We start from the raw sequence: 17893 nt of genomic DNA on the forward strand, positions 1-17893 counted from the left end.
ATGCCGTTGCCATGAGCGTCACGGGCGAGGCGAGCCGCCGCAGCCGGCCGGCGGCGGCCGAGCTCAGGAGGTTTCGGTGACAGGGACCGCTCGGACGACGCGTACGGCCGCGGTCGTGGTCGCGGCGGCGGCCGTCCTCGCCGCGGGGGTGGTGGCCGGGATGCCCCCGGCGTCGGCGGCGACCGTGGACACGTCCGCGTCGTACGTGGTCGTGAACCGGCACAGCGGCAAGGCGATGGACCTGTACGACTGGTCGACGGCGGAGAACGCCCCGGTGAACCAGTGGACGCGCAACGACCTCGCCGTGCAGCAGTGGCAGTTCGTGGACGCCGGCGGCGGGTTCTACAAGGTGCGGTCCCGGCACAGCGGGAAGGTGCTGGAGTTGCCGAGCGGCGGCGACGGCACCCAGCTCGTGCAGAGCACCGACCGGTCGTCGGCCACCCAGCAGTTCCGGTTGCAGGATTCCGCGGGCGGGTTCGTGCGGTTCGTGAACCGGCAGTGGGGCAAGGTCGTCGACGTGTGGCAGTGGTCCAACGCCGACGGTGGGCGGCTGGCCGGCTACACCGATCTGGACGGCGCCAACCAGCAGTGGCAGCTGATCCGGCTGGGCGGCGGCACGCCCACCACACCGGCGCCCACGACCCCGGCACCGACCAGCCCGGCACCGGCCTACCCGCAGCCCGGCCGGGTGACCGGGGACATCGGGGTCCACGATCCGACGGTGGTCAAGCGACCCGACGGCACCTACCTCGTCGCGCACACCGGTGACGGCATCGCGCTGAAGACCTCCGCCGACCGGATCGCCTTCCGCAACGCGGGCGCCGTCTTCCCCGGTGGCGCGCCGTGGACCACCACGTACACCGGGGGAGCGCGCAACCTGTGGGCGCCGGACCTGTCGTACCGCAACGGGCGTTACCACCTGTACTACTCGGCGTCGACGTTCGGTTCCAACCGCTCGGCGATCTTCCTCGCGACCAGCACCACCGGCAATGCCGGGAGCTGGACCCACGAAGGGCTGGTCGTCGAGTCGCGGACCACCGACGACTTCAACGCCATCGACCCGAACCTCACCGTCGACGAGCAGGGCCGCTGGTGGCTCACCTTCGGCTCGTTCTGGTCCGGCATCAAGATGATCCCGATCGACCCGGCCACCGGACGCCGGCTCGGCACCGCCGTGTACGCGCTCGCGGACTACGGCCCCGGCATCGAGGCGCCCGTCCTGGTCAAGCGGGGTGCCTGGTACTACCTGTACGTCTCGTTCGACAGATGCTGCCAGGGCGCCGCCAGCACGTACCGGATCATGGTCGGTCGTTCGGCGAGCCCCACCGGGCCGTTCGTGGACCGCACCGGCCGGGACATGCTCGCCGGCGGCGGCACGCAGATCCTCGCCTCGCACGGCGGCGTGCACGGCCCCGGCCACCAGGCGGTCCTCGCCGACACCGACGGCGACGTCCTCTTCTACCACTACTACGCCGACGACGGCGCGTCGCTGCTCGGCGTCAACCGCATCGGCTACGACGCCGCTGCCTGGCCCTACGTGTACTGATCCGGCCGGCGCCCCGGCACGGACCGACGAACTCGCCGACCTGGGAGGGCGCGTATGTCGCCTCGGCACCTTCTCCGCCCGGTCCTGGCCGCGGCGCTCGCGCTGCTCACCACCTCGGCCGGCCTCGCCGTGCCCGGCCCCGCGCAGGCCGCGCCCGCGGTGAGCTACACCAACCCGCTTGTCGGCCAGCGGGCCGACCCGCACATCGTCCGGCACACCGACGGCTACTACTACATGACCGCGACGGTGCCGCAGTACGACCGGATCGTGCTCCGGCGGGCCACCACGCTGCAAGGGCTGGCCACCGCCACCGAGACGACGATCTGGCGCCGGCACACCAGCGGCGAGATGGGCGCCCACATCTGGGCCCCGGAGATCCACTTCATCAATGGCAAGTGGTACGTCTACTTCGCCGCCGGGCGGACCGACGACGTGTGGCGGATCCGGATGTACGTGCTGGAGAACGCGAGCGCGAACCCGCTGACCGGCTCGTGGACCGAACGCGGCCGGATCACCACGCCGTGGGACACGTTCAGCCTGGACGCCTCGACGTTCGTGGTGAACGGGGTGCGGTACCTGACCTGGGCCCAGCAGGAACCGGGCATCGCCACCAACTCCAACGTCTACCTCGCCCGGATGGGCGCCGAACCGTGGCAGATCACCGGCCCGGTGGCCCGGCTGGTCGTGCCCACGTACGACTGGGAGACCCGCGGTTACCGCGTCGCCGAAGGGCCGACGGTGATCCAGCGCAACGGCCGGGTCTTCCTCACGTACTCGGCCAGCGCCACCGACGCGAACTACTGCCTCGGCATGCTCACCGCGTCGGCCGGCGCGAACCTGCTCGACCCCGCCTCCTGGGCCAAGAGCCCGACCCCGGTGTTCGCGAGCAACGCCGCCACCGGCCAGTACGGCCCCGGCCACAACTCGTTCACCGTCTCCGAGGACGGGCAGAGCGACATCCTGGTCTACCACGACCGCAACTACCGGGACATCAGCGGTGATCCGCTCAACGACCCGAACCGGCGGACCCGGATCCAGAAGCTGTACTGGAACGCCGACGGCACCCCGAACCTCGGCATCCCGGTACCCGACGGGGCCACCCCGGTCCGGTTGCGCCCGCACGACCTCACCGCGAGCTACGTCCGGCACTACGACTACCGGGCCCGCGTCGAACCGAACGTCACGAACCTCGCCGACTCGCAGTTCCGCGTCGTCCCCGGCCTGGCCGGCGCCGGATCGGTGTCGCTGGAGTCGACGAACTTCCCCGGCTACTACCTGCGGCACCGGGCCTTCGCGCTCTACGTCGAACGCGACGACGGCTCGGCCCTGTTCGACAACGACGCGAGCTTCCAGCGCCGCGCCGGCCTGGCCGCGGCCGACGGGCTGTCCCTCGAATCGCAGAACTACCCCGGCCGGTACGTCCGCCACCGGGACGGCCTGCTCCAGCTCGAAACGGTGGCCACCGACGCGGACCGGGCCGCGGCCACCTTCCACCTGGAGTGAACGCCCGACAACCGCTGCCGCCAACCAGCAGTTCCAGGTGCGCTACTCGGACGGCGGCCACATCCGGCTGATCAACACGCACTCCGGCAGGGCACTGGAGGTCTGGGAGAGGTCAACAACCTGACGCTCGCGCAGATCGACATGCGGCTGTTCGGCGGGACTGCCCGCAGGGCGTGAGGTCCGCGGTGTTCCGCGTTCGGCAGCGCGGGACGGGCCGTCTTTGTGACGCTTCGATCGTGGAGATACCCGGCGGCGACAGAGGCGTCGAGCTGCGCATCCACGGGGTGTCCGGCGCGTCGGCGGAGACGATCGTCGACCATCCCATCGTGGTACGCGTGGCCGGCGACGGGCACGCCGGGTTCTACCGGGTCCGGGAAGGGCTCGGCCCGGCCGGCGGCGCGACAGCCGGGGTGGTGGTGGAGGCGTACCGCTGGGGGACCCTGACCGCCGGGGTGGCGGTGCGTACGGCGTCGATGCTGGTGCTGCTGCCGTTCATGCTGAGCAACCTGGCGGTGTGGATGCGTTCCACCCCGGTGGACCGCTACGGCCTGCTCGGCGGGCTGTGCCGCCTGCTCGCCGGATCGCTGACCGTGGCGTTCACGCTGGCGCTGGTCGGGGTCACCATGAACCTGACCGGCTGGCAGTGCGTCCCGTACGCCGAGTGCCGGGAGGGGAGACCGTACCTGTCGTGGCTGGTGGCGTTGCCGATCGGCCCGCGCCTGGCCGTGCTGGCACTGGTCCCGCTGCTGGCGCTGCGGGTGTTCTGGGCCGTCGGGAAGCGGTCGGCCGCCGCTTTCGAGGGCTTCGGATCGGCCCCGCCGCGCGGGCGGTTCCTGGAGGCGACCGGGAGTCTCGCCGCCCCCGGCGTCTGGCACGACGAGCGGATGACCTCGTGGCTGCGCCAGATCCACGCCGGTCTCGGCGCCGGCACCGTCGGCGTCAGCCTCGTCGTCGCGGTGTCGCACGGCCGGTGGAGCGCCGTCGCCGTCGGGCTGCTCGGCCTCGCCGCCGGGCTCGTGGCCCTCTGCGCCGTGCTGCTGACAGTGACCGTCCCCGCCGGGTGGGCCGGACCGTTGCGCCGCGTGGTCTGGATCCTGGTCGCGGTCGCCACCGTGTCGAGCCTGGGGTACGCCGTGTCCCGGAGGGAGGTTCCCGTGCCGGCCGGGCAGATGCCCGGCTACGAGGGCGCCGTCGCCGGTCTGGTCGCGGCGCAGGGGCTGCTGCTGGTCCTGATCGCCGCGGTGACGCTCGCGCGCCGGCGTGCCCAGCCGGCCGGTTCCCGCGCCCTGCTCCGCGGGCTCGGCACACCGCTGGTCGCCGCCATGTCGGTCACCGTCGCCTCCGCCTACACGGCCACGCTCGTGTTCCGGACGGCGGACCAGCTCGACCGGGGCCGCATCCCCGACCCGATCCGGAACAACCCGCCCGCCCTGGGACCGCTGGAACCACCCGTCGGGTACTGGTGGGCGGCGCTGGCCGGGCTCGCCGCTCTGCTGGTCGTCAGCGCGGCCATCGCCGTCACCCTGCCGGTGGCCCGGCACCGTCGGCGGGCGTACGCGCGACACGTGGTCGAGCGCGACTATCCCGACGCGCCCGCCGAGGCGACGCCACGACTCGACGCGGTCCGCTCGACGATCGCCCGGTCCTTCGTGACCGACGAACTCGGGCCGACATTCGTGGCGTTCTTCGTGATCTCGTCGGTCGGGCTCGCCACCGTCGCGCTCGACCTGATCGGGATCGGCCCCACCCAGCTCGTCGCCCGCCTCGGCCGCCGGCACGACACGCTCGCCGTGCTGACCGCGTACGTGACGGACGTCGGCATCTGGGTCATCAGTCTGCTCGTCATCGGGCTGCTGATCCTGGGCTACCGGGCGTACCGGTCGCCGGAGACCCGCCGGCTCGTCGGCGTGCTGTGGGACCTGGGCACGTTCTGGCCGCGTACGGTGCACCCGTTCGCGCCGCCGTGCTACGCCGCCCGCGCCGTACCGGAGCTGGCCCGGCGGGTCACCGCGCTCGCCGCGCAGGGCCCGGTGGTGATCTCCGGACACAGCCACGGCTCCGTCCTGGCCGCCGCCACCGTCCTGCAACTGCCGCCGGAGGCCCTGCCCCACGTCGCGTTGCTGACCCACGGCAGTCCGCTGCACCGCATCTACGCCCGCCTCTACCCGGCGTATCTCGGTGAGCAGGCGCTGCGCGACGTCGGCGACCGGATCGGCTGGCGCTGGCGCAACCTGTGGCGCGACACCGATCCGATCGGCGGTCCGATCTTCGCCGACCCGGGTCTGCGGGCCCACCTGCCCCCGGCCGCCGGGGGGTCGACGTCCGGCTGCGGGACCCCCGCAGCGTCGTCGTGGAGGCGCCGGACACCGTGCCGCCGCCCGTCGAACGCCACTGGCACTACCACACCGAGCCGGAGTACCGGGAGGCCGTGCGGGAACTCGTCGACGACATCCGGGCCGACGCCCCCGGCTGAGGCCGCCCCGCGTACCGGTGCCGGCCACCGCGACGACCGGCGGCCGCCGGCGCTCACAGCAGCCGGCGGCGGGTCAGGAGGCGGAAGGCCAGATACCCCGGCGGTACCGGGAGCCAGAACGTCGCGAGACGGTATATCAGGGTGCCCGCGACGGCGGCGTCCAGTGGCACTCCGTAGAGCAGTAGCCCGGACGCGAGCGCGGCCTCGGTGGCGCCGAGCCCGCCGGGGGTGGGCGCGGCGGACGAGACGCCCTCGCCGACGAGGCAGACCAGGATCACCGGGGGCAGGTGCGCGAGGGGGAGCGGGCCGGTGGCCAGGAGCGCGAGGTAGAGACAGAGGCCGTAGGTGAGGGTGAGCGCCGTGGACGCGACGACCAGCCACCACAGGCCGTGCTGACGGGTCAGGGCGCGCAGGGCGGTGACGACCTGGCCGGCCGCGTCGCGTCCGCGCCGCCGGAGCCGTGGCGCGGCGAGGACGGCCGCCAGGACGAGCAGCACGGCCAGGGCGCCCAGCAGCAGCGGTATCGCTCTGGTCGCGTCATGGGTGAGGATGCGGGCGGGCCGGCGGGCGAACGGCAGCAGCACCGGCAGGAGCAGCACGACCGACACCGCACCGGCGGCGCGGGAGACGCCGACGGCGGTGGCCGCGTCGGCGGTGGTGAGTTCCCTCTGGTGCAGGTACCGCAGGCTGAGCGCGGCGCCGCCGAGGCTGCCGGGAGCCAGCCGGTTGGCGAATGACGCGGCCACCTGCACCAGGGTGGCCTCGCCCAGCGGGATCCGCTTGGCCGCGGCGAGCCGGAGCACGACGCCGCTGAGCAGGTAGGTCAGGGCGGAGCCGAGCAGCGTCGCGGCGACCGCGAGCGGATCGGCGTGCAGGATGAGCCGCGCCGCCGTGCGTATCTCGCCGAGCTGCGGGAGCAGCAGGTGCACGATCAGCCCCAGGATCAGCAGCTCCAGGACGGTGCGGCGGTTGAACCGGACCACCTTCGCCGCCCGGCGGTCGCGGTCGGGGCAGCGCCGCACGATCTCCTGGCGGAGGCTGTCGAGCATGCCGGTACGGCCGCGCAGGGCGCTGCGGCCGGCGCGGGACAGCACCGCGGGTTGCAGGAACGGCACGCTGTCCGCGACCGCCGCGGCGCCCAGACGGTCGACCGCGGCGGCGACCACAGCGGCGGGGTCCACCCGCGTGGACAGGGCGACCATCAGCTCGACGACGTCGCGGGCCCGCTGGTCGGCCGGGGCGTCGTCGGTGGCGAAGCCCAAATCCACCAGGTGGACGTGGTCCCGGCCGACGAGCACGTTAGCGGCGCGCAGGTCGCGGTGTGCGATGCCGGCCCGGTGCAGGCGAGCCACCTGGTTCCACGCGTCGCGCACGGCGGCGGGCGGGACCGGTCCGACGACGGCGTGCAGCGGGGCGGCGTCGACGAACTCCTGCACCAGGACGGCGTCGCCGCCGGACACGGCGGCGGTCGTGACGACCGCCGGGACCCGCACGCCGGCGCGCTCGGCCAACAGGGTCATGCAGGTTTCGTGTTCGCTCTGCTGGCGGGCGCTCAGATACGGAGGCGCATCGGCCACATGCCGGTACCGCGCCCTGCGGTAGAGCTTGTAGGCCCAGTCCGCGTCGCGTTGCTCGCCGCCGGTCACCTTGACGAACAACCGCCGCCCGCCGGTGGTGACCGCCCGCCACGGCTGCGAACCCCGGGCGTCACCGTGGATCGGCGTCAGCCCTGCCACGTCGATCCCGCGCCGCCGCAGCGCCGCCCGCAGGGCGGGCACCGACCGCTGCGGCCCGACCTCGCCGACCACGAGCCGGGTCACGCAGACCGCGAGCCAGCCGACGAGGAACCCGCCGACCACGTCGACCGGCAGGTGCGCCCCGACGTGGATCCGGGCCACGGCGACCAGGGCGATCGCCGCCCAGGCCGCCCGGCGCCACCGGGTGCCCCCGGCCCGCGCCGCGACGAGCGCCAGGGCGGTGGCGACCGCGACGTGTCCCGACGGGTATCCGTACCGGCCGCTGATCGTCTCCCGCAGGACCACATCGGTGAGCAACGCCACCGGCCGCTGCCGGGCGACCGCGGCCTTGGCGGCGACCGCGAGCCAGTACGCCAGGTTCCCGGCCAGCAGCAGGCTCCACGCCGTGCCGATCCGGCGGGCCAGGACGGCTGCGGTGGCGGCGACGAACACCGCCGGGTAGGAGCCGAGCTGCATGACCAGGACCAGGACCGGAGTCAGCCCGGCGGGAAGGTGGTTGAGGAGGGCGAACAGGTCCCGTTCCCAGGGCGGCACCCGGTGGCTCCGGACGGCCGCGCTGAGCGCTGTCAGCAGACCGGTCGAGGCGGCCAGGCTGACCAGCAGGGCGGGCGACGGGCGATGCGTACGCGCTGCCACCGGTCCTCGGCCGCCCCTCAGTCGGCGCAGATGCCTGCTGTCGACCCGAACCCTACGGATCGCCGCCCCGGCGGATGCTCCGGTTCGCCACCGGTCAACCCGTCGGGGGCGACAATCAGCTGGTGGTGGACACGGTGGTGCAGACGCTCGTCGGGCTGCCGCCGGTCCTCGTCCTGACGCTGGTGTTCGTCCTGCCGGCGCTGGAGTCCTCGACGCTGCTCGGGCTCGTCGTACCGGGTGAGACAGCGATCCTGATCGGCGGGCTGGTGGCCCACGGTGGCGCGCTGCCGCTGTGGGCGGTGGTGGCCGCCGGGGCGGCCGGGGCCTGCCTCGGTGACCAGGCCGGGTACGCCCTCGGCCGCCGGTACGGCCCGGGTGTGCTCGCCCGCGCTCCACGGGTGCTGCGCCGACGCCTCGACATCGCGCGGGCCCGCCGCCTGGTCGCCCGCCGAGGGGCGTGGGCGGTGCTCATCGGACGCTGGGTGGCGGTGCTGCGCGCCGTGGTCCCCCTGATCGCCGGCACCGGTGGGATGCGGTGGCCGGTGTTCCTCCGGGCGAACCTGGCCGGCGGGCTGGTGTGGGCGACGGCCGTGGCGCTGCGGGTCTGGCGGATCCGGCGCCGCGCGGCGCAGCGCTGAACGGTGGCGTCAGTCGTGACCGCGTACCAGGGGCAGGAACACCTCGTCCACGATCTCGACCAGCACCTCGTCGGGGACGGGGGGGACGCCGCGCATCGCGTACTCGGCGCGCAGCAGCATCATCGGTACCGTCGCCACCCGGTGACGGACTGCTGCCGCCGGCGCCTCGCCCCGGGCCGCGGCCCGTTCCAGCATCCCGATCCACGCGCGATCCATGGTGTCGGCGCCGGACCGTTCGCGCATGAGGGTGAGCAGCTCCGGGTCGTCGGCCGCGGCGGCGAGCAGGCCGCGCAGGACGGCCCCGTGCGGCGACGACCACGTCTCGTTCGCGAGCCGGAGCATCTCGAGCGCGTCACCGCGCAGCGTGCCCGTGTCCGGGTTCGGCATGGCCGCGTCGGTCAGGTGGCGGTACGCCGCGACGCCCAGCGCCGCCCGGTGCGGCCATCGGCGGTAGATCGCGTTCTTGTTGGTCCCGGCGCGGGCGGCCACCCGGTCCATCGTCATCCCCGCGTATCCGGACTCGCGCAGTTCCTCCGCCGCGGCCCGCAGGATCGCCTGTTCCAGTTCCTCGCCCCGCCGCCTCCTGCTCATGCCTTGCAGGGTACGCGCCGTACCTTATAGGGTACGGCGCGTACCCTAAGAGTGGAGTCCTCGATGCGCGTCTTCGGCATGAACTACGACACCGGCTTCGTCAGCGCCGGGTCCACCACCCACGAGCCGTTCGACCCCGACGTCGTGCGCAGCGACCTGCGTGTCATCCGCGACGAGCTGCGGTGCGACGCGGTCCGCGTCACCGGCGGCGTGCAGGACCGGCTGGAGCTGACCGCACGGCTGGCGGCCGAGGCGGGGCTCGAGGTGTGGTACTGCCCGTTCACCAACGGCCTGGACCGCGACGGCCTCATGGCGTTCCTGCTCGACGGCGCCGAGCGGGCCGAGCGGCTGCGGCGTGACGGCACCCCGGTCGTCTACCTCACCGGTTCCGAGATCTCCCTGTTCACCGACGGTTTCCTGCCCGGCCGTGACCTGACCGAGCGGATGGCGGTGTTCACCGACCCGATGCGGATGCGGGAGGCGGTCCCGGCCGCGCGGGCCGCGGTGCGCGACTTCCTCGCCGAAGCGGTACCCGCGGTGCGGGAGCGCTTCGGCGGCCCCGTCGGGTACGCCTCGATCCCGCTCGAGGACGTCGACTGGACGGCCTTCGACATCATCGCCAGCGACGCCGGCTACCGCGACGCGACCAACTCCGCGGCGTTCCCGCAGTCCCTGGCGGCGGCCGTGGGGCAGGGCAAGCCGTACGCGGCGACCGAGTTCGGCTGCTGCACGTACCGTGGCGCGGCCGACGTCGCGGGCGCGACCGAACCGGTGGCCTACGACGAGCACGGCCGTGCGGCGAAGCTCACCGCGGAACTGGAGCGCGACGAGGAAGGCCAGGCACGCTACCTCGTCGACCTGCTGCGCGACTACGAGGCCGGCGGGGCGGAGGCGGCGTTCGTGTACACGTTCGCGAACCGGCACCTGCCGACCACCGGCGACCCCGCGCACGACTACGACCTGGCGTCACGGGGGATCGTGCGCGTGCTGCCGGACGGCTCGTGGACGCCCAAGGCCGCCTTCCACGCCCTGGCCGAATACGGCCGCTCCCGTGCGCTGAGCCGGACCGAATTCGGTGGTGGCGATCGCGGCGGGCGGGCAAGGTAGGACTGCACGCCGGCGGCGAGCGCCGCCACGACGACGACCACCAGGAGAAACGATGCGAGCAGCTTCCACGCTTCGGACCCTTGCCCGTCCTACCGTGGAGCTCCGCCTTGGCCCTGTTGAACCTCGGAATCGTCGCGCATGTTGACGCCGGAAAGACCAGCCTGACCGAACGCCTCCTCTACGAGGCGGGCGCCGTGGCCGAGCCGGGCAGCGTCGACGCCGGCACGACCCGGACCGACTCGATGGAACTGGAACGCCGCCGCGGCATCACCATCCGGGCGGCCGTCACGTCGATCACCATCGGCGACCTCAGCATCAACCTGCTGGACACCCCCGGCCACCCCGACTTCATCGCGGAGGTCGAGCGGTCCCTGGCCGTCCTCGACGCCGCCGTGCTCGTGGTGTCGAGCGTGGAGGGCGTCCAGCCGCAGACCGTCGCCATCTGGCGGGCGCTGCGTCGCATCGGCGTACCGACCGTGTTCTTCTTCAACAAGGTCGACCGTGGCGGCGCCGACGTGGACCGGGTGACGGCCCAGGTACGGCAGCGGCTCGGTGCGCGGCCGGTCCTGCTCGGCACTGTCACCGGGCAGGGCACACGCGAGGCCAGGGTGCACGCCGTGGGCCTCGACGCCGAGCCGGTGGTGGCCGAGGTGGCGGAGGTCGACGACGCGGTGGCGGCGCGCTGGCTGGCCGACCGGCCGGTCCGCGTACGCGACGTCCGCCGGGCGCTGCGCCGCGCGGTGCGCCGCGCCGACCTGGTCCCGGCGGTGTGCGGCTCGGCCATCACCGGCGCCGGGGTACGCCGGCTGTGCGACGTCCTGGCCGACCTGCTGCCGTACGGCGAGGCGCGGGACGGACCGCCGGCGGGCACCGTCTTCGCCGTCGACCGGGACGGGCACGGCCGGCGTGTCTGGCTGCGGCTGTGGTCCGGGCGTCTGCGGGTACGGGACCGGGTGCGGCTCGGCGACGGCCGTCCGGAGCCGGTGACGGAGATCGCCGTCATCGAGCCCGCCGGTGTGCTGGTGCGCCGGTCGGTCTCCGCCGGGCAGATCGCGGCGGTACGCGGGGTGTCCGCCCGGATCGGCCAGCACATCGGTGACCCGCCACGGCGGCACGACTACCGGTTCCCGCCACCGACCCGGCAGGCGGTCGTCGAGCCGGTCGACCCGGCGCAGCGCCTGGCGATGTTCGCCGGTCTGGCCGAACTGGCCGACGAGGATCCGCTGGTGGACCTGCGCCTCGACGAGCAGCAGGCGGAGGCGGTGATCCGCCTGCACGGCGAGGTCCAGAAGGAGGTCCTCGCCGCCCTGATGGAGGACCGGTACGGCGTCCGGGTGCGGTTCTCCGGCACGCTCACCGCCTGCATCGAACGGGTCGCCGGCACCGGCAGCGCCGAGGAGCGGGTACGGGAACGCGGCAACCCGTACCTGGCCGGGCTGGGGTTGCGCATCGAGGCCGCACCGGCCGGGCACGGCATCGGGTTCCGGCCCGGGATCGAGCCGGGCCGGCTGCCCCCGGCGTTCGTCGCCGCCACCGAGGAGGGCGTGCGGGCCGCGCTGCGGCAGGGCCGGCACGGCTGGCCGGTCACCGACTGCACCGTCACCATGACGGCGTCCCGGTACTGGCCCCGGCAGAGCCGGCCGCACCAGAAGTTCGACAAGTCGATCTCGACGGTGGCGGCGGACTTCCGCAACCTCGCCCCGGTCGTGGTCGCCGCCGCGCTGCGGCAGGCCGGCACGCGGGTGTGCCAGCCGATCGAACGGTTCGACGTCAACCTGCCCCGGCACGCGGTGGAGACGGTGCTGGCGCTGCTCGGCCGGCTCGGCGCGGTGGTCCACGACACCGCCGTCGCGGGCGGCTACCTGGAGGTGAGCGGCACCCTGCCGTCCGCCCGGGTGCCGCGGGTCGTCGCCGCCCTGCCCGACCTCACCGGCGGCGAGGCGGTCCTGACCACCACCTTCGACCACTACGCGCCGGTCACCGGCGAGGAACCGCCGGCACTGCCCCGGCGCGGACCCGACCCGGACGACCGGGAGGCGTGGTTCCGGGCGGTACCGAGGTAGGCGGCGACGGCGGCGCTGCGGGGATAGGATCACCGGCGCCCGCCGCCGCCCGTACCCGTTGGAGCCCCGCTGTCCCCGCAGCCGGCCACCCACCTCGCCCGGCGAGTCCGCCGGGTGCTGGCAGTGGTGTGCCTGCTCGTCGTTGCCGGGCTGCCCGCCGGATCCTCGAACGCCGGCGCCACCGGCTCGGGAACGCTGCGGGTGCTCCAGATGAACCTGTGCAACAGCGGCCGAGCCGGCTGCTACACCGGCCGGGCCGTCCCGCGGGCCGCCGACGTGATCGCCGCCGAGGCGCCCGACGTGGTCACGCTCAACGAGATCTGCCGCGACGACGTGGCGACGCTGGAGCGGACGCTGCGGGCCGCCCGCGCCGGCGGCACCGTGGTGTCCGCGTTCCAGGCCGCCGGTGACCGCCCCTCCGGCGGTCCCACCCGGTGCAACAACGGCGAGCCGTACGGGATCGGGCTGCTGACCCGCCTCGACGGCCGGGACGCGCGATCGTCCGTGCACCGGGGCACCTATCCGGCGCAGGACCTCGCAGACCCGGAGGAGCGGGTGTGGCTCTGCGTCCGGGGCGACCGGTTGCACGCCTGCACCACGCACCTGGCGAACACCAGCGGCCAGGTGGCGCTGGCCCAGTGCGGGCAGTTGCTCGGCGCGGTGGTGCCGGGGACCCGGGGCGCCGCCGGGAGCGCGCCGACAGTTCTCGGCGGTGACCTCAACCTGCGCGTCGGTGGCACCCCGGACGTGCGCTCGTGCGTGCCGGTCGGTTACCGGCGGATCGACGACGGCGCCCGGCAGCAGATCCTGGCGTCCGGCGGCGTGACGATCTGCTGCCGCCGCGCGGTGGATATGCGCGGGACGACAGACCACCCGGCGCTGCTGGCGACCATGGTCCGCGCCCGCCGTCACCTGTGATCAGAGGAACCGCCAGCGCTGGTGCGCGGCCCCGGTGTCGTCGGCGAGGACCGCCTGCGCCCCCTGGGCGCCGGAGCCGCCGCTGAGCCCGAGCACCCGGCCCCCGTTCGCGCACTGGATCCGGAACCAGCCGCCTCCGCCGTGCCGCAGCCGCCACCTGTGATCGGCGGTGCCGTTGTCGGCCCACTGGACGATCCGGGCGCCCGCCGCGGTCGAACCACCCTCGACGCCGAGCACCTTGCCGCTGTTGCCGTTGCGCAGCCGCAGGTAGCCGCCGGTGTCCACGAGCGCGGTCCAGAGATGGTCGGCGGTGCCGGTGTCGCCCCACTGGATGACCGGCCCGCCGTCGGCAGTCGACATGTCCTGCACGCCGAGCACCAGCCCGCTGCCGAGGTTCTGGATCCGCCGCGCGCCGTCGGGCAGGAACCGCCACTGGTTGTCCAGGCTGCCGTTGTCCGGATCCTGCACGGCGAACGCGCCCTGGGCGGTCGAGCCGCCGGAGATGCCGAGCAGCTTGCCGGTGTGCACGTTGCGCAACTTGTGGCTGCCGTCGCCGACGTCGACCACTGTCCACAGGTGGTCGGCGGTGCCGTTGTCCGCCCACTGGAGGATCCGGGCGCCGTCGGCGGTGGACATGTTCTCCACCCCCAGCACCTTGCCGCTGTTGACGTTGCGCAGCCGCAGCGCCGACCCGTCCACCACCAGCTGCCAGTCGTGGTCGGCGGTGCCGGTGTCGCCCCACTGCAGCGCGAGCCCGCCGTCGGCGGTCGACATGTTCTGGATGCCGAGCACCAGCCCGCTCGCCGCGTTGGCGAGCCGGAAACTCGCCTCACCGCCGCCACCGCCCGCGCCGACCCGCCAGTAGACCGTGTAGTTGTGCCCGTGGGCGTCGTAGAACGGGCCGAGGTCGACGGTGGCGCCGTCGGCCCGGGCGGTGAACGCGAGAGAGCCCGTGCCGGTACGGGTGACCGAGGCGGGATCCAGCGTGGGCAGGCCGCTCAACGTGGTGTTGCCGTAGTTGCCGGAGAGCACCACCGGCCCGTACGTGACTGCTTGCACCGCGGCGTCGTCGTTGGCAGGCACCGTGGCGACCCGCATCGGCAGCCGGACCGTGACCGTGTCGCCGGAGGTCCAGGCCCGGGTCAGGTCGGCGTAGCTGCCGGGCGTGGTGGCGATGCCCGCCGCGACGCCGTTGACGCTGACGCTCGCCCCGCTGGTCCATGCCGGGATCCGGATCCGCATCGTCCACGACCCGGCCACCGAGCCGGTGACGGTGAGCGCCGTGGTGTCGCCGACCGGGTACGACGTGGCCTGGGTGACGGTGATGTCGCGCTGGCTCCAGGTGAGCACCGACGGGACGAACAGGTTGACGGTCAGCGTGGTGCCGTTGTGGAAGTAGATCCCGTCCGCCAGCGTCGTGTTGGTCTCCAGCCCGGTGCCCTGGCAGCACCAGAACGAGTTGTAGTCGGTGCTCCAGGTGCCGCCGCCCCACGCCGGGCCGACACCGCGCCGCCCGCCCGGGTTGAGCGGGGTGAAGTAGGTGACGTGACCGTGTGCGTCGGCCGGGTTCTGCTGGCCGATCATGTGGTTGAGCAGTGCCCGTTCGTAGAAGTCGGCGTACGCGACCCGGTCCGGGTCGAGCTGCCACAGCTCCCGGGTCAGCTTGAGCATGTTGTACGTGTTGCACGCCTCGCACGTGTCGTTGCGCAGGTAGCCGGCGATCGCGTTGGGCGCGCGGAAGTGCTCGGCCTGGCTGTTGCCGCCGATGGCGTACGTGTGCGCGCCGACCGTGATGGCCCACGCGTTCGCGGCGATGTCCCGGTAGCGGGTGACGCCGGTGGCCTTGTACTCCCGGGCCGCGCCGATCCACTTGGGCACCTGCGTGTTGGCGTGCAGCCCGTTGAGCTGGTCGGAGTTCGCGGCGAGCGGGTTGAACACGGCGGCGTGGTCGAACCGCTGGGCGACAGTCAGCCACCGCCCGTCGCCGGTCTGCTGGTAGAGGTCGGTCAGCACCGCGTTCATGCCGCCGAACTCGGTGCCGAGCATCGCCTGCATCTGGGCCGAGGTGAGGCGGCCGGTGCGCTGGTCGACCCAGCCGGCCAGCGCCAGCAGCACGTCCCGGGCCTGGGTGCTGCCGATCAGCCGCCACACGTCCAGCAGCCCGGCCAGCGTCTTGTGGATGCAGTAGTAGGGGACGTTGCCGTTGCTGAGCGTCCGGGCCTCCAGCGCGGTGAAGTCGGACTCCGGGAAGCCGGACAGGTAGCCGGCGTTGAACCCGGCCGCGCCGTTGTTGGCCTGGCAGCGGGCCAGCTCGGCGACCATGGTGAGCGCCTTGTCCCGGCAGGTGGTGTCGCCGAGCACCGCCCACGCCTGCGCCCAGGCGGTCAGGAAGTGCCCCTGCATGTGGGTGCGGAACGGGAAGTTCGGCGCGTCCCAGCCGCCGTTGGCGGCGGCGCCGCCGGTGGACAGGCGGTGGTTGGCCCGGAAGTTGTAGAGCAGCCGGTTCACGTCGACGAAGCGCAGGTAGGCGACCGTACGGTTCTGGTTGTCCTGCCAGCGGCCGGCGGTCAGCCGGACCTGGCCGCTGTCGAACGCGTACGCGGACACGCCGATGTCGGGGCGGGCCGGTGGCAGCGCGGCGTGTGCCGTAACGCCTGCGGAGACGGACCCGGCGGTGGCTGCGACGGCTGTTGCGGCGGTCGTACGCAGGAGGAATCGGCGGTTCACCAGGGGAGCGGGCATGACGGCCTCCGTGGCGGGGGACGGTGGTGGTGGGGGGGCGGCTAAGCGGTGACCCGGAAGGTGGCGTCCTGCCTGTCGATCGCGGGTGAGCCGGCGCCCAGCGGGTCGATGCGCAGCCGGTAGTCGTAGTGCCGTAGATAGCGGGTGGGGAAGTTGTGCGAGCGGAACGACGACCAGGTGCTGTCCGCCAGGCCGGCGGTGCGGTGGAAGGTGGCGTCGGCGCGGAACGTGGCGGTGCCGTCGTTCGGGTCCAGCCGGACCGCGTAGTCGTAGTGCCGCAGGTAGTTGCCGGGGTAGTTGACCGACTCGAACGAGACGCCGGCGGAGTCGGCCAGGCCGGGGACCATGCGCCACATCTGGTCCTGGTAGGGGTCGAACGGGTACGCGTCGACGCGGGCGATCCGGTCGGCGTGGCGGACGTAGCGGTCGGGCAGGTTCGACGACTTGAGCCGGACCCAGTTCGGCGTGCCCCATCGGTTGACCAGGCCGGCGTACTCGGCGTCGCTGATGCCGATCATCGAGCCGTGCTTGGAGTTCAGCGGCGGGGTGTAGTCGCGCTGGTTCAGCGGCGTCCACGAGTTGCCCGAGATGGTCGTGGTGGACCAGGCGTAGTAGTCGTTGTTGACCGGGCTGAACGAGTCGCCCCACAGCCGCCAGCCGCCCTCGTTCGTGCGCAGCAGCAGCGGCGCCTCGATCGCGTTGCCCTGCCGCAGCCCGCTGGTGTACGTGGTGAAGCTGTTCGGCGCGGCGGTGGTGGAGCGGGCGCCGTACAGGTACCCGTCGTCGAGGTTCTTGTAGTAGAGGTACGTGGTGCCGCCGTCGACCACCACGTCGCCGTCGAGCACACCGAAGCCCGGGCTGAAGTAGACCTGCGGCGCGCTGACGGTGCGGAAGTCGCTCGTGTAGTTGACGAACAGTACGTCCCGGCCGTTGTTGGCGGAGTAGACGATGGCGTACTGCCCGCGGGCGGCGTCCCAGAACGCGGTCGGCGCCCACGTGTGGGTGTCGAGCGTGTGCATCCGGATGCGCCGGTAGCCGGTGAACGCGGTCAGGTCGGCCGAATCCCACACGTGCAGGTACTGGCTGGTCAGCCCCCAGTTGGTGCCCTTGAGGTCGGTCGCGAGCACCACGAAGGTGCCGTCGGTCTTGCGCAGCACGAACGGGTCGCGCAGGCCGAGCTGCCCGGCGGTCGGGGTGACCACCGGGTTGTTCTGGTTCAGCGGGGTCCAGTTCAGGCCGTCCCGGCTGACGGCCAGGTGCAGGCCGTAGTCGGCGCCGACGCCGTTCGGCGTCTCGGTGAAGTAGGCCATCGCGTAGGCGGTGTTCGGGGCGGCGAGCGCGCCGCGGGGCAGGCTGAGCGCGCCGGTGGCGGCGGCAGCGGCGGACAGGGCGCCGACTGTGAACGCGCGTCGGGTGAGGGGCACGGGAGGGCCTTTCTCTGCGGGGAGATGACGGCCGCGTTAACGCTAACAACGTTCCCTAGCCTGGCGTTCACATAGCTGACTGTCAATCGATCCGCAGCGTTGACGCGAGCGTGGCGCGCTCACCTGCGGCGCACGCGCCGCAGGGCGGGCCGCGTTCTCACGGCCCGCCCTGCCCGGCTGTCCGGCGCCCGGCCGGCGACGGATCAGCGGTTGCGGTAGTGGTTCATGGCAAGGGCCACGCCGGACGCCAGCGCCAGCACGCCGAAGGCCGAACCGGCCCACGGGTTGTCCAGGACGTTCGACAGCGTCACGTTCGCCACCACGCCGACGACGAGCACCAGCCAGAGCAGCGGGCGCATCCGGGTGACGGGCGTCGTCGCGGCGGTGGTCTCGGCGGTACGGTCCAGGTCGTTCACGGCTGCCTCCTCGGGTGATGTCCTTGCACCTGAACGTTAGGCGCGCGGCCGGCCGGCAACGATCCCGCCAGCACGACAA

The 17893-nt window shown here is 73.3% G+C and carries 11 protein-coding genes; 6 read left to right on the top strand and 5 right to left on the bottom strand.

The features are described from left to right. Positions 1-76: 76 nt before the first annotated feature. Both SM452_RS22045 and SM452_RS22050 read left to right on the top strand, forming a co-directional pair. Entirely contained in the window at positions 77-1546 is a 1470-nt protein-coding gene (locus SM452_RS22045; RefSeq protein ID WP_463840583.1) for a family 43 glycosylhydrolase, read from the top strand. A gap of 54 nt (positions 1547-1600) precedes the next feature. Next, complete coding sequence (locus SM452_RS22050; RefSeq protein ID WP_463840584.1) at positions 1601-3049, top strand: family 43 glycosylhydrolase; 1449 nt, start codon at positions 1601-1603, stop codon at positions 3047-3049. Positions 3050-5575: 2526 nt separating this feature from the next. On the opposite strand, the gene SM452_RS22055 is transcribed toward SM452_RS22050, so the two are convergent. After that, complete coding sequence (locus SM452_RS22055; RefSeq protein WP_463840585.1) at positions 5576-7915, bottom strand: lysylphosphatidylglycerol synthase domain-containing protein; 2340 nt, start codon at positions 7913-7915, stop codon at positions 5576-5578. A 122-nt stretch (positions 7916-8037) separates the two neighbouring features. Between SM452_RS22055 and SM452_RS22060 the strand changes: the two genes are divergently transcribed. Next, the gene (locus tag SM452_RS22060) at positions 8038-8553 is read left to right on the top strand and encodes a DedA family protein (protein ID WP_357209671.1); all 516 of its coding nucleotides are present in this window, start codon (positions 8038-8040) and stop codon (positions 8551-8553) included. Positions 8554-8562: 9 nt separating this feature from the next. Here SM452_RS22060 and SM452_RS22065 read toward each other — a convergent pair whose 3' ends face one another. Next, positions 8563-9144, bottom strand: a complete 582-nt coding sequence (locus tag SM452_RS22065) for a TetR/AcrR family transcriptional regulator (RefSeq protein WP_463840586.1) — start codon at positions 9142-9144, stop codon at positions 8563-8565. A 63-nt stretch (positions 9145-9207) separates the two neighbouring features. On the opposite strand from SM452_RS22065, the gene SM452_RS22070 reads away from it, so the two are divergent. The 3 genes from SM452_RS22070 (at position 9208) to SM452_RS22080 (ending at position 13232) form a co-directional block, all read left to right on the top strand. Beyond that, positions 9208-10251, top strand: a complete 1044-nt coding sequence (locus SM452_RS22070) for a hypothetical protein (protein WP_463840587.1) — start codon at positions 9208-9210, stop codon at positions 10249-10251. 107 nt (positions 10252-10358) lie between these two features. Further along, positions 10359-12314: an elongation factor G gene (locus tag SM452_RS22075; RefSeq protein WP_262014225.1), complete on the top strand. Its 1956-nt coding sequence runs from the start codon at positions 10359-10361 to the stop codon at positions 12312-12314. A gap of 114 nt (positions 12315-12428) precedes the next feature. After that, the gene (locus SM452_RS22080; RefSeq protein WP_355513111.1) at positions 12429-13232 is read left to right on the top strand and encodes an endonuclease/exonuclease/phosphatase family protein; all 804 of its coding nucleotides are present in this window, start codon (positions 12429-12431) and stop codon (positions 13230-13232) included. Here the strand turns inward: SM452_RS22080 and SM452_RS22085 are convergent, their stop codons facing one another. The 3 genes from SM452_RS22085 to SM452_RS22095 form a co-directional block, all read right to left on the bottom strand. Continuing rightward, a complete protein-coding gene (locus SM452_RS22085) occupies positions 13233-15974 on the bottom strand; it encodes a beta-L-arabinofuranosidase domain-containing protein (RefSeq protein WP_463840588.1) in 2742 nt (913 codons plus the stop codon). It lies immediately after the preceding gene. A gap of 41 nt (positions 15975-16015) precedes the next feature. Then, entirely contained in the window at positions 16016-17398 is a 1383-nt protein-coding gene (locus SM452_RS22090; protein WP_355513105.1) for a glycoside hydrolase family 43 protein, read from the bottom strand. A 203-nt stretch (positions 17399-17601) separates the two neighbouring features. Continuing rightward, positions 17602-17814, bottom strand: coding sequence for a hypothetical protein (locus tag SM452_RS22095; RefSeq protein ID WP_262014229.1), 213 nt, complete (start codon positions 17812-17814; stop codon positions 17602-17604). Between the last annotated feature and the right edge of the window lie 79 nt (positions 17815-17893).

Source organism: Micromonospora sp. SYSU B005 (genome assembly GCF_055362685.1).

Bases quoted from the DNA above. Each gene is read 5' to 3' on its own strand.
- SM452_RS22065 (WP_463840586.1), bottom strand. From the start codon at position 9,144: ATGAGCAGGAGGCGGCGGGGCGAGGAACTGGAACAGGCGATCCTGCGG.
- SM452_RS22085 (WP_463840588.1), bottom strand. From the start codon at position 15,974: ATGCCCGCTCCCCTGGTGAACCGCCGATTCCTCCTGCGTACGACCGCC.
- SM452_RS22070 (WP_463840587.1), top strand. From the start codon at position 9,208: ATGCGCGTCTTCGGCATGAACTACGACACCGGCTTCGTCAGCGCCGGG.
- SM452_RS22050 (WP_463840584.1), top strand. From the start codon at position 1,601: ATGTCGCCTCGGCACCTTCTCCGCCCGGTCCTGGCCGCGGCGCTCGCG.